This is a genomic window from Allobosea sp. CS1GBMeth4, from assembly GCF_900185715.1.
Taxonomy (GTDB): Bacteria; Pseudomonadota; Alphaproteobacteria; order Rhizobiales; family Beijerinckiaceae; genus Allobosea.
This window is the reverse complement of record NZ_FYAS01000043.1, coordinates 12,419-26,457: the sequence shown is the minus strand read 5'-3', so window position 1 is coordinate 26,457 and position 14,039 is coordinate 12,419. Positions and strand designations below refer to the sequence as shown.

General features: G+C 69.9%; 13 protein-coding genes. 10 read left to right on the top strand and 3 right to left on the bottom strand.

Annotation, left to right across the window (positions count from 1 at the left end; genetic code table 11):
- Nucleotides 1-28: 28 nt before the first annotated feature.
- A complete protein-coding gene (gene nhaA, locus CS1GBM4_RS21135) occupies nt 29-1,204 on the bottom strand; it encodes a Na+/H+ antiporter NhaA (RefSeq protein WP_210201615.1) in 1,176 nt (391 codons plus the stop codon).
- 217 nt (nt 1,205-1,421) lie between these two features.
- Nucleotides 1,422-2,630: an MFS transporter gene (locus CS1GBM4_RS21130; RefSeq protein ID WP_186420732.1), complete on the bottom strand. Its 1,209-nt coding sequence runs from the start codon at nt 2,628-2,630 to the stop codon at nt 1,422-1,424.
- A gap of 68 nt (nt 2,631-2,698) precedes the next feature.
- On the opposite strand from CS1GBM4_RS21130, the gene CS1GBM4_RS21125 reads away from it, so the two are divergent.
- Nucleotides 2,699-3,133, top strand: a complete 435-nt coding sequence (locus CS1GBM4_RS21125; RefSeq protein ID WP_186420731.1) for a helix-turn-helix domain-containing protein — start codon at nt 2,699-2,701, stop codon at nt 3,131-3,133.
- 120 nt (nt 3,134-3,253) lie between these two features.
- On the top strand, nt 3,254-4,552 hold the full coding sequence (gene glyA, locus CS1GBM4_RS21120) for a serine hydroxymethyltransferase (RefSeq protein ID WP_186420730.1): 1,299 nt from the start codon (nt 3,254-3,256) through the stop codon (nt 4,550-4,552).
- A 224-nt stretch (nt 4,553-4,776) separates the two neighbouring features.
- Here the strand turns inward: glyA and CS1GBM4_RS21115 are convergent, their stop codons facing one another.
- Nucleotides 4,777-5,727 (bottom strand): hypothetical protein, encoded by a 951-nt coding sequence (locus tag CS1GBM4_RS21115; protein WP_186420729.1) that lies wholly within the window; start codon nt 5,725-5,727, stop codon nt 4,777-4,779.
- Between the two features lie 249 nt (nt 5,728-5,976).
- Here CS1GBM4_RS21115 and nrdR point away from each other — a divergent pair, with 249 nt between their 5' ends.
- From nrdR to CS1GBM4_RS21075, 8 genes are all read left to right on the top strand, one after another.
- Nucleotides 5,977-6,474 (top strand): transcriptional regulator NrdR, encoded by a 498-nt coding sequence (gene nrdR / locus CS1GBM4_RS21110; protein ID WP_186420728.1) that lies wholly within the window; start codon nt 5,977-5,979, stop codon nt 6,472-6,474.
- Nucleotides 6,467-7,597: a bifunctional diaminohydroxyphosphoribosylaminopyrimidine deaminase/5-amino-6-(5-phosphoribosylamino)uracil reductase RibD gene (gene ribD, locus CS1GBM4_RS21105; RefSeq protein WP_186420727.1), complete on the top strand. Its 1,131-nt coding sequence runs from the start codon at nt 6,467-6,469 to the stop codon at nt 7,595-7,597. The genes nrdR and ribD overlap by 8 nt, the downstream gene beginning before the upstream one ends.
- Nucleotides 7,597-8,244, top strand: coding sequence for a riboflavin synthase (locus tag CS1GBM4_RS21100; RefSeq protein WP_186420726.1), 648 nt, complete (start codon nt 7,597-7,599; stop codon nt 8,242-8,244). The genes ribD and CS1GBM4_RS21100 overlap by 1 nt, the downstream gene beginning before the upstream one ends.
- A 176-nt stretch (nt 8,245-8,420) precedes the next feature.
- Nucleotides 8,421-8,918, top strand: a complete 498-nt coding sequence (ribH, locus tag CS1GBM4_RS21095) for a 6,7-dimethyl-8-ribityllumazine synthase (protein ID WP_186420725.1) — start codon at nt 8,421-8,423, stop codon at nt 8,916-8,918.
- Entirely contained in the window at nt 8,915-9,382 is a 468-nt protein-coding gene (nusB, locus tag CS1GBM4_RS21090) for a transcription antitermination factor NusB (RefSeq protein WP_186420724.1), read from the top strand. Before ribH ends, nusB begins: the two co-directional genes overlap by 4 nt.
- An 8-nt stretch (nt 9,383-9,390) precedes the next feature.
- Entirely contained in the window at nt 9,391-10,386 is a 996-nt protein-coding gene (gene thiL, locus CS1GBM4_RS21085; protein WP_186420723.1) for a thiamine-phosphate kinase, read from the top strand.
- A 36-nt stretch (nt 10,387-10,422) separates the two neighbouring features.
- Nucleotides 10,423-11,628 carry an MFS transporter gene (locus tag CS1GBM4_RS21080; RefSeq protein ID WP_186420722.1) on the top strand — a complete coding sequence of 402 codons (1,206 nt, stop codon included), beginning with the start codon at nt 10,423-10,425 and terminating at the stop codon, nt 11,626-11,628.
- 201 nt (nt 11,629-11,829) lie between these two features.
- On the top strand, nt 11,830-13,986 hold the full coding sequence (locus CS1GBM4_RS21075) for a sodium-translocating pyrophosphatase (RefSeq protein ID WP_186420721.1): 2,157 nt from the start codon (nt 11,830-11,832) through the stop codon (nt 13,984-13,986).
- The last annotated feature ends 53 nt before the right edge of the window (nt 13,987-14,039 follow it).

The following is a 14,039-nucleotide window of genomic DNA, read 5'->3' as shown; positions in this document are numbered from 1 at the left end:
TCGTTTCGTTTGGAGCCGCCCCGGTCGCTCAGCGCGCCCCGGTCGACGGCGCCCGCGGCGATCCCTGCCTGCTCTTCGCCAGCGACAGGACGAGATAGCCCGCCGCCGCCGACAGCAGCGAGCCGGCCAGGACGCCGATCTTTGTGGCGTCGTTGAGGGCGGCGTTGCCGGCGAAGGCGAGCGCGCCGATGAACAGGCTCATGGTGAAGCCGATGCCGCAGAGCAGCGAGACGCCGTAGACCTGCAGCCAGCTCGCCTTCGCCGGCATGACGCCGAGCTCGAGCCGGACCGCGAGCCAGGCGAAGCCGAAGACGCCGATCTGCTTGCCGAGGAAGAGTCCGAGCACGATGCCGAGCGGCACCGGCGTCAGCAGCAGCGAGGGCGACATCCCGGCGACCGAGACGCCGGCATTGGCGAAGCCGAAGACCGGCACGATCAGATAGGACGACCAGGGATGCAGCCGGTGCTCCAGCGTATGGAGCGGCGAATGCTCGGGCTCGTCGCTCTCCGTCCCCCGGCCGGCGAGCGGAATGGTCAGCGCCAGCGCGACCCCGGCCAGCGTGGCGTGGACGCCCGATTTCAGCACGAAGAACCAGAGCACGGCGCCGATGGCGAGATAGAGCGGCAGGGCGCGCACATCGCGCAGGTTGAGCGCGATCAGCACGGCGAGGCAGGCGGCGGCGCCGGCCAGCATCGGCAGCGAGAGCTCGCCGGAATAGAACAGGGCGATGATCAGGATGGCGCCGAGATCGTCGAGAATGGCGAGCGCGGTCAGGAAGATCTTGAGCGAGATCGGCACGCGCGGCCCCAGTATCGCGAGCACCCCGAGGGCGAAGGCGATGTCGGTCGCGGCCGGGATCGCCCAGCCGCGCAGCGCCTCGGCGTCGCCGCGGGCGAGCGTGGCATAGATCGCCGCAGGCACGATCATCCCGCCGAGGGCGGCCAGCGCCGGCAGGGCGCGCCGGCCCCAGCTCGCGAGCTGGCCCTCGATGAACTCGCGCTTGATCTCGAGCCCGACGAGCAGGAAGAACAGCGCCATCAGCGCGTCGTTGATCCAGTGCAGCACCGAGAGCCCGGCGAGCTTGCTCTCCAGAACCTTGAAATAAGCGGGGCCGAGGGCCGAATTGGCGATGACCAGCGCGGCGGCCGCGGCGAGGACGAGCAGCACGCCGGCTGCTGCGCCGCTCCCGAAGAAGGCGTGCAGCGGTGAGCGGCGCTTGGGTGGCCAATCCGGGTGGTGAGCCTCGCTCTCGTCCGTCTGCTGCGCCACGTCGCCTCCTTCCGCCGGTCCCGTCACCGGTTTGCCGCGACACCTCGATGTCGTTTCGATTGCAGCCGATGCCTGCGTCTCGCACGGCGAGTCGGCCAGTTCAGGCCGAATAGAGCAGAGTGGAACGGCGAACGCATGCCATTTCGTCCCGCTACCGCCGGCGGAGCCGCGTGATGCCGACTGCCGACAGGGCCGCGACGCTCATCGCCGCGAGCAGCGCCGCCGTCCCGCCGAAGAGGCCGCCATAGCCGTGCGCACCGATCAGCGGCGTGCTGACGAGCGGCGAGCAGAACTGGCCGATGAAGATCGAGGCGGTCAGGATTCCGCCGGCGAGGCCACGTCTTGGCCCCGGGGCCAGGTCGAGCGCCAGCGCCACGAAGCTCGGCGAGACCAGGGCGTAGCCGGCGCCGATCGCCGCCACCGCGGCGAAGGTCGGCAGGGCCGCCGAGGCGGGCATGAGCAGCAGGAAGCCCAGCGCCATGGCACCGTAGCCCAGCGCGAAGATCCCGGCATCGCCGGCGGCGCGCCGGATGCGCGGATAGAGCAGGGCGAAGGCGCCGCCGGTGAGCATCAGCACGCCCAGTGCCGAGCCGGTCATGATCGCGCTGTCACGGCCGGTCGCCGCGAAGAAGAAGGCGAGCTGCGTGGGCATGACGAAGAAGATCATGTTGGTCGCGCCCTGCAGCAGCACCAGCAGGGCGAGCCCGAGCCGCCAGGGGCGGTGGCCGTCGCTTGCGCCGGCCGATCGCGCACCGGCGGCGGGCAGCTGGCGCGGCGGGTCGACGACGACCAGCCACATCAGCGGCAGGAAGGCGGCGGCGAGGCCGTAGATGGCGAAGGGCAGGCGCGGCGACAGCGTCGCGAGCCAGCCGGCGCAAAGGATGAAGACCAGGCCGCCGAGATTGCGCGCCGAGATCTGCAGCCCGGTCAGCATGTTCCGGTCCTCGCCGCTGAAATAGTCACCGATCAGCGCCGTCTGCGCGGTCATGATCAGGGCGACGGCGACGCCGAGGACGAGCCGGCTCAGGAAGATCGTGGGCAGATCGGGCAGGACGAGCCCGGCGCAGCCTGAGATCACGAACAGGATCACGCCGAGGAGGAGCATCCTGCGCCTGCCGATCCGGTCGGCCGCGATGCCGGCGAGCGGGGCGCAGACCGCGACGCTGAGCGAGGGCGCCGGCACCAGAAGGCGGGTCAGCAGCGCGGCGTCGGGATCGCCGGCGAAGAGGCGCTCCAGCCCGGGCAGCGCCGGCGCGATCGTCGCGTTCGCCATGGTGGTGAGCGACGCCGCCATCAGCAGGGCGATGGCGCGCCGATCCTGCCAGAGCGGAATTTCTCGTGTGGTGATAACGGCTTCCATGAATATTCCTCTTGCCGAAACGAGCAGTCCGGCAGAGTGTACGAATTCAAGTCGACTTGAGGTCAAGCATGGTTGTTCTGGATATCGGGGAGGTCGCCGAGCGTTCGGGCGTGGCGCCGTCGACCCTGCGCTATTACGAGGAGATCGGGCTGATCGCCTCGCTCGGGCGGCACGGCCTGCGGCGGCAATTCGAGGCCGACGTCCTAATGAAGCTGTCGCTGATCGCCATGGGCAAGGCGGCGGGCTTCTCGCTGGAGGAGATCGCCGGCATGTTCGGGCGGGACGGCAAGCCCGCCATCCCGCGCGACCAGCTGCGCGTCCGGGCCGACGAGCTGCAGCGGCAGATCGCCGAATTGCGGACGCTGCGGGACATTCTGCGCCACGTCGCCGACTGCCCGGCCCCGAGCCACCTGGAATGCCCGACCTTCCGCAAGCTGATGCAGGCGGCCCCGGGACGACGGCTCGCCTATCGCCCGTCGGTCGCGCGCAGGGGAGCGCAGTAGGCGCGCGGCCGCGGAGCGGTCCCCGCGTCCATCTAGCGCTTGGACGGCCCAACATCGCGTGATAGGGACCGCGCACGGGGCCCGGCCGCGATCGGCCGCCGCATTCTTCAGGAGCCGGACATGACCGACGCCGCGCGCGACAAGCACCTCTCCAACTCCTTCTTCGGCGCCGGCCTCGCCGATGTCGATCCGGAGATCGCCCGTGCCATCGAGCTCGAGCTCGGCCGCCAGCGCGACGAGATCGAGCTGATCGCCTCGGAGAACATCGTCTCGCGCGCCGTGCTCGAGGCGCAGGGCTCGGTGATGACCAACAAATACGCCGAGGGCTATCCGGGCCGGCGCTATTACGGCGGCTGCCAGTTCGTCGACATCGCCGAGAAGCTCGCGATCGAGCGCGCCTGCCGACTGTTCGACTGCGGCTTCGCCAATGTCCAGCCGAACTCGGGCAGCCAGGCCAACCAGGCCGTGTTCATGGCGCTGATGCAGCCCGGCGATACCTTCATGGGTCTCGACCTCGCCGCCGGCGGCCACCTCACCCACGGCGCCCCGGTCAACCAGTCGGGCAAATGGTTCAAGGTCGTGCCCTACGGCGTCTGCGTCGTCGACCAGATGATCGACTATGACGCGCTGGAGCGCCTCGCGCTCGAGAACAAGCCGAAGATCATCGTCGCCGGCGGCTCGGCCTATGCGCGCCACTGGGACTTCGCCCGCTTCCGCGAGATCGCCGACAAGGTCGGTGCGTATTTCATGGTCGACATCGCCCATTTCGCCGGGCTGGTCGCCGGCGGCGCCCATCCCTCGCCGTTCCCGCACGCCCATGTTGTCACCACCACCACGCACAAGACGCTGCGCGGCCCGCGCGGCGGCATGGTGCTGACCAATGACGAGGCGATCGCCAAGAAGATCAACTCGGCCGTCTTCCCCGGCATCCAGGGCGGGCCGCTGATGCACGTCATCGCCGCCAAGGCCGTCTCCTTCCAGGAGGCGCTGCAGCCGGAGTTCAAGACCTACGCGCACGCCGTCGTCGCCAATGCCAAGGCGCTGGCCGAGACCCTGAAGAGCAAGGGCTTCGACCTCGTCACCGGCGGCACCGACAACCATCTGATGCTGGTCGACCTGCGCTCGAAGAAGCTCACCGGCAAGGCGGCCGAGGCCGCGCTCGGCCGCGCCCACATCACCTGCAACAAGAACGGCATCCCCTTCGACCCCGAGAAGCCGATGGTCACCTCCGGCATCCGGCTCGGCACGCCGGCGGCGACATCGCGCGGCTTCGGCGTCGCCGAGTTCAAGAAGGTCGGCGAGCTGATCGCCGAGGTGCTCGACGGGCTCGCCGCCAATGGCGAGGAGGGCAATGCCGCCGTCGAGCAGGCGGTCAAGGCCAAGGCTCACGAGCTGACCGCGCGCTTCCCGATCTACTGAAGCGCCTGCTGATCGTCGCATTGCGAGTCGGCACGGAACCTCCTGCGTCAGTCCGGGGCAGCCCGCAGGGCTGAGCCCGGAATCCAGAACCGACGCCGATGATCGAAGAGGCATCGCCTCGACCTGCCGGGACCTGCGGTTCTGGGTTCCGGGCTCGGCGCTGACGCGCCGCCCCGGAATGACGGTGAGGTCCCTCGGCTGGTAGCGGCGCCCTCGGCAGCCTCTCAAGGAAACGTTCCGGTCAGCTTGATCATGAACAGGTTCTCCGGGCCGCCGGGCGCATCGCTCCGGTTGGCCCGGCTGAGCTCGGCGTTGAGATCGAGACCCTTGCTGATCTTGTAGCCGGCCGAGGCGCTGCCGCCGAACTGACCATCCTTGACCTGCGCCGCGACGGCGACGTTGAAGCGGTCCTCGGTCGCGCTCAGCTTGAGGTTGAGATCGACGGTCGGCTTGGCCACGTCCTTCTTGACGATGCCGGTGAGCGCGAACGAGCCGTACTGGACCATGACCTCGCCCTCGACCTTGTCGATCGCCGCCGACCGGGTCACCACCTGCAGCGAGAGGTCGAGCTTCAGCCGCTCCCATTTCAGCTTGCCGGTCAATTTGGCGCCGACCAGCTCCGCCGTCGGGTCGAAGACGATGCCGCCGACCCCGAGCTTCAGTGCGCCGAGCTTGACCACCTCGAATTTCAGCTTCTCCAGCTGCTGCAGGCCGAGCGTCACCGCCCCGTTGTTCGGCTTGGTGATGAACAGCGCGGCGCCCGCGCCGAGCGCGAGCGCCGCGCCGACGACATAGACGATGCCCTTGTGGTGATCGACCCAGACGCCGAGCGCCGACGATCCGGCCGCCTCCTTGAAGGCGTCGACCTGCTTCTCGAGCGATTTGTAGGCCGACGACTTCTTGATCTGCTTGAAATACTCGTCGGCCGCCTTGGACAGGACGTCGTCGCCGATCGAGCGCAGCTTCTGGATGTCCTCCTGCGAGAGCTGGGTCGTCTGGCTCTTGAGTTTCGCGTTCGCGAAGCTCAGCAGGCCCTTCTGGGCGGTCGCCAGCACGACCGGGCTCTTCAGGATCTCGGCGAGGCGTTCGGGCGACCTTTCGATCTCGCTGTCGAGCAGGTCGAAGGCCAGGACGACCAGGCCGCCGAAGGCGTCGCCGATAGTGTCGTTGGACATCTGCGGAGCTCCTCTGGGCGGGCGATGGGGCGGGCAGGCGCATGCGATGGGCGTCAGCTTGCCATGAGAAGGCGGCGCGCCCGACGGTTTTCTGCGGGATGCACGATCCGGCGGGTCCGGCGCCGGGCGATCTCGCGCCTGGTCCCTTGCCGCCGGCTGGTCGTTTTTCGCTGGCCTGCGACGGCATGGCTGGGGCAATGAAGGGCGGCGGGGCGGTATCGTCCCGAAAGACAACCCCGAGGCCTCGGCATGCGCTGTCCCTATTGCGGCTCCCTCGACACGCAGGTGAAGGATTCGCGCCCGACCGACGACCACGCCTCGATCCGGCGCCGGCGCGTCTGTCCCGATTGCGGCGGCCGCTTCACCACCTTCGAGCGTGTGCAGCTGCGCGAGCTCACCGTGGTCAAGCGCTCCGGCCGGCGCACCGCCTTCGACCGCGACAAGCTGCAGACCTCGATCGAGGTCGCGCTGCGCAAGCGCCCGGTCGCGCCGGAGCGGATCGAGCGCATGGTCAACGGCATCGTCCGCCAGCTCGAGAGTTCGGGCGAGGGCGAGGTTCAGAGCTCGACCATCGGCGAACTGGTGATGGAAGGGCTGAAATCGCTCGACGACGTCGCCTATGTCCGCTTCGCCTCGGTCTACAAGAACTTCCGCGAGGCCCGCGACTTCGAGGAGCTTCTCGGCCAGCTCGGCGGCGACGAGCTCGAGGACGATCCAAGGCCGGCACCCGTCCGCGACGATGCCTGATCTGGACGAGATCGACCGCGCCTTCATGGCGCGGGCGCTGGAGCTCGGCGCGCGCGGGCTCGGCCAAACCTGGCCCAATCCGAGCGTCGGCGCCGTGGTCGTGCGCGACGGCCCCGGCGGCCCCGCCGTCGTCGGCGAGGGCTATACGCAGCCCGGCGGGCGCCCGCATGGCGAGGCCATGGCTTTCGACCAGGCCGGCGATGCCGCGAGCGGAGCGACGCTCTACGTGACGCTGGAGCCGTGCTCGCACCGGACGCTGCGCGGCGGCACGCCTTGCGTCGAGCGCACCGTGCTGGCCGGCGTCCGTCGCGTCGTCTCGGCCATGACCGATCCCAACCCGCAGATCGCCGGCCTCGGCCATGCCCTGCTGCGCATGGCCGGCATCGAGGTCGTCACCGGCGTGCTCGAGGAGCAGGCGCAGCGCAGCCATCGCGGCCATGTCCTGCGGGTGACGCAGGGCCGGCCGATGGTGACCTTCAAGGTCGCGCGCACGGCGGACGGCTTCGCCGGCGGGGCAGGGGGCGCGCGCCTCGCCATCTCCTGCCGGGAATCGGGCGAGTGGGTGCACCGGCTGCGCGCCAGCTACGATGCGATCATGCTCGGCATCGGCAGCGTCCTGGCCGACGACCCGCTGCTGACCGTACGCCTGCCCGGGCTCGAAATCCGCTCGCCGGTTCGTGTCGTGCTCGATTCCTCGCTGCGCCTGCCGCCTGCAGCGAAGCTGGTCGAGGGCGCCGCGAGCGTCCCGCTCTGGGTCATCGCGGCCGAGGACGCGCCGGTCGCGGCCGAGGAGCGGCTGGTCGCCGCGGGCGCCGAGGTCATGCGCGTCTCCCGCGCCGCCGCCGGCCATCTCGATCTCGGCGAGGCACTGCGCCTGCTGGCGACGCGCGGCATCACCCGGATTTTCTCGGAAGGCGGCCCGACCGTGGGCGAGCAGCTGGCCTTGCAGGGCTTCGCCGACGAGGTCGTGGTCTCGACCTCGCCGAAGCCGCTCGGCGGCGAGGGCGTCGTCGCCGTCCGGCCGGGGCTTGCGGCGCTGCTCGCCGATCCCGAAATCTACGCCGTCACCGAAGCCGGACAGATCGGCTGCGACCGCTTCGAAGTGTTCACGAGGATCGCCTGATGTTCACCGGCATCGTCACCGCCATCGGCACGGTCACCCGCGCCGAGACCAAGGGCCCGAGCCTGAAGCAGTTCGACATCGCCTGCCCCTGGGAGGCGTCCGGCATCGAGATCGGCGCCTCGATCGCCTGCGCCGGCGTCTGCCTGACCGTGACGGCGCTCGGCCCGCGGCAGGACGGCCATCCGGGCTGCGTCTTCCAGGTCGAGACCGCGGCCGAGACTCTGGCGAAGACCAGGGTCGCCGAATGGGCGCCCGGGACGCGGGTCAATCTCGAGCGCTCGCTGAAGATGGGCGACGAGCTCGGCGGCCATCTCGTCACCGGCCATGTCGACGGCGTCGGCACGATCCTGAGGATCGACGAGATCGCGCCCGATCCCGACGAACCCTGGGGCGCGACGGCGCGCTTCCATATCCGCGCGCCGCAGGGGCTCGCCCGCTTCATCGCCGCCAAGGGCTCGATCTGCCTCGACGGCACCTCGCTGACCGTCAACACGGTCGAGGACGACGTCTTCACCGTGCTCCTGATCCCGCATTCCTTCAGCGTCACCACCTGGGGCGAGCGCCGGAAGGGGGACGGCGTCCATGTCGAGGTCGATCTGATGGCGCGCTATGCCGCGCGGCTTGCGGAGGCGCGCCCGGGGGGCTAAAGCCGGCCAAACGCTCAGCCCTCGTCCCGAGGAGCCGCGCAGCGGCGCCTCGAAGGATGCTTCCAGAGCGCACTGGAGCATCCTTCGAGACGCCGTTTCTGTCGAAACAGCTCCTCCGGATGAGGGCTTGGTGCCTGGATGTTCGCTGGCACCATCTGTTGCATAAGGAAGACATCATGGCCGGACCCCGGCAGTCATCGGTTGCCTCAGCCGTTCCGCTCGACGATGCCCGGGTGCTCGTGGTCGAGGCCCGCTTCTACGATGCGCTCGCCGACGAGCTGCTCGCCGGAGCGACCGCCGTGCTCGAGAAGGCCGGCTGCCGCGTCGACGTCGTGACCGTTCCGGGCGCGCTCGAGATCCCGTCCGCCATCGTCATCGGCCTGCGCGCCGCCGACGAGGCGGTCGATCCCTATGAGGCCGTGGTCGCGCTCGGCACCGTCATCCGCGGCGAGACCGGCCATTACGACATCGTCGCCGGCGAGAGCTCGCGCGCGCTGATGGACCTCTCGGTCGCCTTCGCGCTGCCGCTCGGCAACGGCATCCTGACCGTCGAGAACGAGGCGCAGGCCTGGGCCCGCGCCAACCGCAGCGAGATGGACAAGGGCGGCGGCGCGGCCGAAGCTGCGCTGGCGGTGCTGCGCTACAAGCGCTCGCTGGCGGAGGAGTCGAAATGAGCCGGGCCGAGATGCGCCGGGGCGCGCGGCTCTCGGCCGTGCAGGCGCTCTACGAGATGGAGATCGGCGGGCGCGGCGTGGTCGAGGCCATGGCCGAGTTCGAGGCCTTCTGGATCGGCAAGGAGGTCGAGGACATCGAGCTTCCCAAGGCCGAGGTCGCCTTCTTCCGCGACCTGCTCGGCGGCGTCGTGCGCGAGCAGCGCCTGGTCGACCGCTCGGTCGACGAACTCCTGGCCGCGGGCTGGCCGCTGAAGCGCGTCGAGGCCGTGGTGCGCGCCATCCTGCGCGCCGGCGCCTATGAGCTCGCCTTCCGCAAGGACGTGCCGGCTCGCGCCGTGATCTCGGAATATGTCGCCGTCGCCCGCTCCTTCTACGAGGGCGAGGAGGTCGGCATGGTCAACGCGGTGCTCGACAAGCTCGCCCGCGAGGTCCGCGCCGAGGAATTCGACGCGCCGGCGGCGTGAGCGGCGCCGTGGCCGGACCCCAGCCCCCCGGCGAGTTCGAATTGATCGCCCGCTATTTCGCGCCGATCGCCGGCAGCGGCGGGCTCGGCCTGATCGACGATGCCGCCCTGCTGCGCCCGGCCCGGGGCTACGAGCTCGTCGTCACCGCCGACGCGCTCGTCGCCGGCGTGCACTTCTTCGCCGACGATCCGCCGGCTTCGATCGGGCGCAAGGCGCTCGGCGTCAACCTCTCCGATCTCGCCGCCAAGGGCGCCAGGCCTGACGGCTTCGTTCTGACGCTCGCCTTGCCGAAGGGCTGGACCGAGGACTGGCTCGCCGGCTTCGCCCGGGGGCTGGCCGCCATGGCGGGCGAGGGCGGCTGCCCGCTGATCGGCGGCGACACGGTCGCGACGCCGGGGCCCCTGACGCTCTCCATCACCGCCTTCGGCAGCGTTCCCGCCGGCCGCATGCTGTTGCGCTCCGGAGCCAAGCCGGGCGATGTCGTCGCCGTCACCGGCACGATCGGCGATGGCGCGCTCGGGCTCGAGGCGCACCGGCCGGACCGGCCGGCCTGGGTCGGCAGGCTCTCCGAGGCGGACCGGGCCTTCCTCGCCGACCGCTATCTCCACCCGCGGCCCCGCACGGCGCTCGCCGCCGCCCTGCAGAGCCACGCCTCGGCCGCCATGGACGTCTCCGACGGGCTGGTCGGCGACCTCGCCAAGCTGCTCGCCGCCTCGAAGGCCGGCGCCGAGATCGATCTCGACGCTGTGCCGGTCTCGCCCGCGGCCCGCTCTGCGGTCATGGCCGTTCCCGCATTGGCGGAACTGGCCTGGACCGGCGGCGACGACTACGAAATTCTCTGCACGGTCCCGGAAAGGGAATATCCTTCTCTGGGCGCCGCCGCCGAGGCGGCTGGGATCGGCCTGACGCGCATCGGGCGCGTCACCGCCGAGGCCGGGGGCGTGCGCTATACCGAAGCGGGCCGGCCGCGAACCTTCGCACGCGGCTCCTTCGCTCATTTCTGACGGCGGCCGCGCGGCCGCGAAGGGTTGGCTGCTGCGATGAACCAGCATGTTCCGGTCACGGACGGCGATGCTCTCGCCAAGCGCAACGCGCTGGTGCTGGCCAGCGCCCAGGCGCTCGGCGGCGCCAGCCCGGCGATCGTGATCTCGCTCGGCGGCATCGTCGGCTCGCAGCTGGTCTCGAACCAGGCCTTCGCCACCGTCCCGGTCAGCCTGATGCAGCTGGGCCTGGCCTGCGGCGTCATTCCGGCGGCGTTCCTGATGCGCCGGCTCGGGCGCCGCAGCGGCTATGTCATCGGTGCGCTGGTCGGGGCGGTCGGCGCGAGCGTCGCCGCCACGGGCGTGGCGGGCCGGCTGTTCTGGCTGTTCTGCCTCGGCACCTTCCTGTGCGGGCTCTACAGCTCCTATGTCCAGAGCTACCGCTTCGCCGCCGCCGACACGGCCAGCGAGAGCTTCAAGCCCCGGGCGATCTCCTGGGTGATGATCGGCGGCCTGGCGGCCGCGGTGATCGGGCCGCAATCGGTCTACTGGACGCGCGACCTCACCCCGGCCGCGCCCTTCGCCGCGAGCTTCCTGGCGCAGGGCGCGCTGGCGCTCCTCGCGATCGGCGTCGTGCTGGCGCTGCGTGCCCCGCCGGTGGCGGAGGCGAGATCGGGCGGCGGACGGCCGCTCTCCGAGATCATGCGCCAGCCCAAATTCATCGCCTCGGTCATCGCGGCGCTCGTCGCCTACGGGCTGATGAGCTTCGTGATGACGGCGGCTCCGCTCGCCATGGTCGGCTGCGGCCACAGCGTCGGCGACGCGGCGCTCGGCATCCAGTGGCACGTGCTCTCGATGTTCGCGCCGAGCTTCTTCACCGGCCGCCTGATCGCCCGTTTTGGCAAGGAGAAGGTGACGGCGGCCGGCCTGCTGCTGACCGCGCTCGCGGCCGTGGTCGGCCTGTCCGGGCTCAGCGTCGCGCATTTCTGGATCACGCTCGTGCTGCTCGGGATCGGCTGGAATTTCGGCTTCATCGGCGCGACCGCGCTGGTGACCGACTGCTACCGGCCGCAGGAGCGGGTCAAGGTCCAGGCCGCCAACGATTTCCTCGTCTTCGGCTCGGTCGCGATCGCCTCCTTCTCCTCCGGCGGCCTGCTCAGCGCCGGCGGCTGGGACAGTGTCAACTGGCTGGTCTTCCCGCCGGTGGCGATCGCGCTGGCGCTGGTCGCCTGGCAGGGCATGGGCAAGCGGGCGGCCGCGACCTGACATCTTGCCGGGAATGTCAGCCGGGCCGTTTGCGATTCTGGCGGAAACTGGGCAACAATCCGGCCGACACTGGTGATCGGCGCTGTAGGCCTGATTCTTCGTGAGGCCGACCGAGCCGTCCCCTGCGTTCACAGAACCGGAAAACCGGCTCGGTCGGGGCGTCCTGCCCCGGATGACGAAATCTCAGGGATAGGAAAATCGATGTCGGCCTTGCTCATCATCATCGTCTTGAGTGCGTTATCGATCGTCTACGGCGTATGGGCCTATGGCGACGTGATGAAACGCGACGCCGGCAGCCAGCGCATGCAGGAGATTTCCGGCGCGGTCGCGGAAGGCGCGCAAGCCTACCTGAAGCGCCAGTACATGACGATCGGCATGGTCGGCGTCGTGCTCTTCGCCGCGCTCGCCTGGCTGCTGGGCCCCTGGGTCGGCATCGGCTTCCTGATCGGCGCCGTGCTCTCGGGCGCCGCCGGCTTCATCGGCATGAACGTCTCTGTCCGCGCCAATGTCCGCACCGCGCAGGCGGCGATGCAGTCGCTCGGCGAGGGGCTCGACGTCGCCTTCAAGGCCGGCGCGGTCACCGGCCTGCTGGTCGCCGGCCTCGCCCTGCTCGGCGTCGCCTGCTATTACGGCTTCCTGACCTCGATGAAGGGCTTCGAGCCGTCGAGCCGCACCGTCATCGACTCGCTCGTCGCGCTCGGCTTCGGCGCGTCGCTGATCTCGATCTTCGCCCGTCTCGGCGGCGGCATCTTCACCAAGGGGGCCGATGTCGGCGCCGACCTCGTCGGCAAGGTCGAGGCCGGTATTCCGGAGGACGACCCGCGCAACCCGGCCACCATCGCCGACAATGTCGGCGACAATGTCGGCGACTGCGCCGGCATGGCGGCCGACCTGTTCGAGACCTATGCGGTGACGCTGGTCGCGACCATGGTGCTCGCCGCGATCTTCTTCGCCGGCCAGCCCACGCTCGCCACGATGATGCTCTACCCGATGGCGATCGGCGCGGCCTGTGTCGTCACCTCGATCATCGGCACCTTCTTCGTCAAGCTCGGCGCCAACCAGTCGATCATGGGCGCCCTCTACAAGGGCTTCATCGCCACCGGCGTGCTCTCGGTCGCTGCCATCGCCGCTGTCAACTACCTGATGTTCGGCGGCTTCGCCGCCGCCTTCACCACGGGGCAGGGCGTGAGCTTCACCTCGGGCGGGCTGTTCGGCTGCGCGCTCGTCGGCCTCGCGGTGACGCTGCTGATCGTCATCATCACCGAATACTATACCGGCACTGGCAAGCGCCCGGTCGTCTCGATCGCCCAGGCCTCGGTCACCGGCCACGGCACCAACGTCATCCAGGGCCTCGCGGTCTCGCTGGAGGCGACGGCGCTGCCGACCATCGTGATCATCGCCGGCATCATCGTCGCCTATGGCCTCGCCGGCCTGTTCGGCATCGCCATCGCCACCACCGCCATGCTGGCGCTGGCCGGCGTCGTCGTCGCGCTCGACGCCTTCGGCCCGGTCACCGACAATGCCGGCGGCATCGCCGAGATGGCCGGCCTGCCCAAGGAGGTCCGCCATTCCACCGACGCGCTCGACGCCGTCGGCAACACCACCAAGGCGATCACCAAGGGCTATGCGATCGGTTCGGCCGGTCTCGGCGCGCTGGTGCTCTTCGCGGCCTACACCTCGGACCTCAACTTCTTCGTGGCCGAGGCCAACAAGGCGGGTGCGACGACCTTCCAGTACTTCAAGGGCGTCACCGTCGATTTCACCCTGTCGAACCCCTATGTCGTCGTCGGCCTGCTGCTCGGCGGCCTCATCCCCTTCCTGTTCGGCGGCATGAGCATGACCGCGGTCGGCAAGGCGGCGGGCTCGGTGGTCGAGGAGGTTCGCCGGCAGTTCCGCGACAAGCCCGGCATCATGGAAGGCAAGGACCGGCCCGATTACGGCCGCGCCGTCGACATGCTGACCCGCGCCGCGATCAAGGAGATGATCCTGCCCTCGCTGCTGCCGGTCCTGGCGCCGATCGTGACCTTCGTCGTCATCAATGCCATCGCCGGCAGGAACCAGGCCTTCGCGGCCGTCGGCGCCATGCTGATGGGCGTGATCGTCACCGGCATCTTCGTCGCCATCTCGATGACCTCGGGCGGCGGCGCCTGGGACAACGCCAAGAAGAGCTTCGAGGACGGGTTCGTCGACAAGGACGGCGTGCGCCATCTCAAGGGCTCCGACGCGCACAAGGCCTCGGTCACCGGCGACACCGTCGGCGACCCCTACAAGGACACGGCGGGCCCCGCCGTGAATCCGGCGATCAAGATCACCAACATCATCGCTCTGCTGCTGCTCGCCATCCTGGCGCATAGCTGAGCGTTGGCCCCGCCCGAGCAGCCATCGGCCCCGCGGAGCGATCCGCGGGGCTT

Excerpts from the sequence above, each read along its gene's own strand:
- CS1GBM4_RS21130 (WP_186420732.1), bottom strand. The coding sequence starts at position 2,630 with ATGGAAGCCGTTATCACCACACGAGAAATTCCGCTCTGGCAGGATCGG.
- CS1GBM4_RS21125 (WP_186420731.1), top strand. The coding sequence starts at position 2,699 with ATGGTTGTTCTGGATATCGGGGAGGTCGCCGAGCGTTCGGGCGTGGCG.
- glyA (WP_186420730.1), top strand. The coding sequence starts at position 3,254 with ATGACCGACGCCGCGCGCGACAAGCACCTCTCCAACTCCTTCTTCGGC.
- CS1GBM4_RS21115 (WP_186420729.1), bottom strand. The coding sequence starts at position 5,727 with ATGTCCAACGACACTATCGGCGACGCCTTCGGCGGCCTGGTCGTCCTG.
- nrdR (WP_186420728.1), top strand. The coding sequence starts at position 5,977 with ATGCGCTGTCCCTATTGCGGCTCCCTCGACACGCAGGTGAAGGATTCG.
- ribD (WP_186420727.1), top strand. The coding sequence starts at position 6,467 with ATGCCTGATCTGGACGAGATCGACCGCGCCTTCATGGCGCGGGCGCTG.
- CS1GBM4_RS21100 (WP_186420726.1), top strand. The coding sequence starts at position 7,597 with ATGTTCACCGGCATCGTCACCGCCATCGGCACGGTCACCCGCGCCGAG.
- ribH (WP_186420725.1), top strand. The coding sequence starts at position 8,421 with ATGGCCGGACCCCGGCAGTCATCGGTTGCCTCAGCCGTTCCGCTCGAC.
- nusB (WP_186420724.1), top strand. The coding sequence starts at position 8,915 with ATGAGCCGGGCCGAGATGCGCCGGGGCGCGCGGCTCTCGGCCGTGCAG.
- CS1GBM4_RS21080 (WP_186420722.1), top strand. The coding sequence starts at position 10,423 with ATGAACCAGCATGTTCCGGTCACGGACGGCGATGCTCTCGCCAAGCGC.
- CS1GBM4_RS21075 (WP_186420721.1), top strand. The coding sequence starts at position 11,830 with ATGTCGGCCTTGCTCATCATCATCGTCTTGAGTGCGTTATCGATCGTC.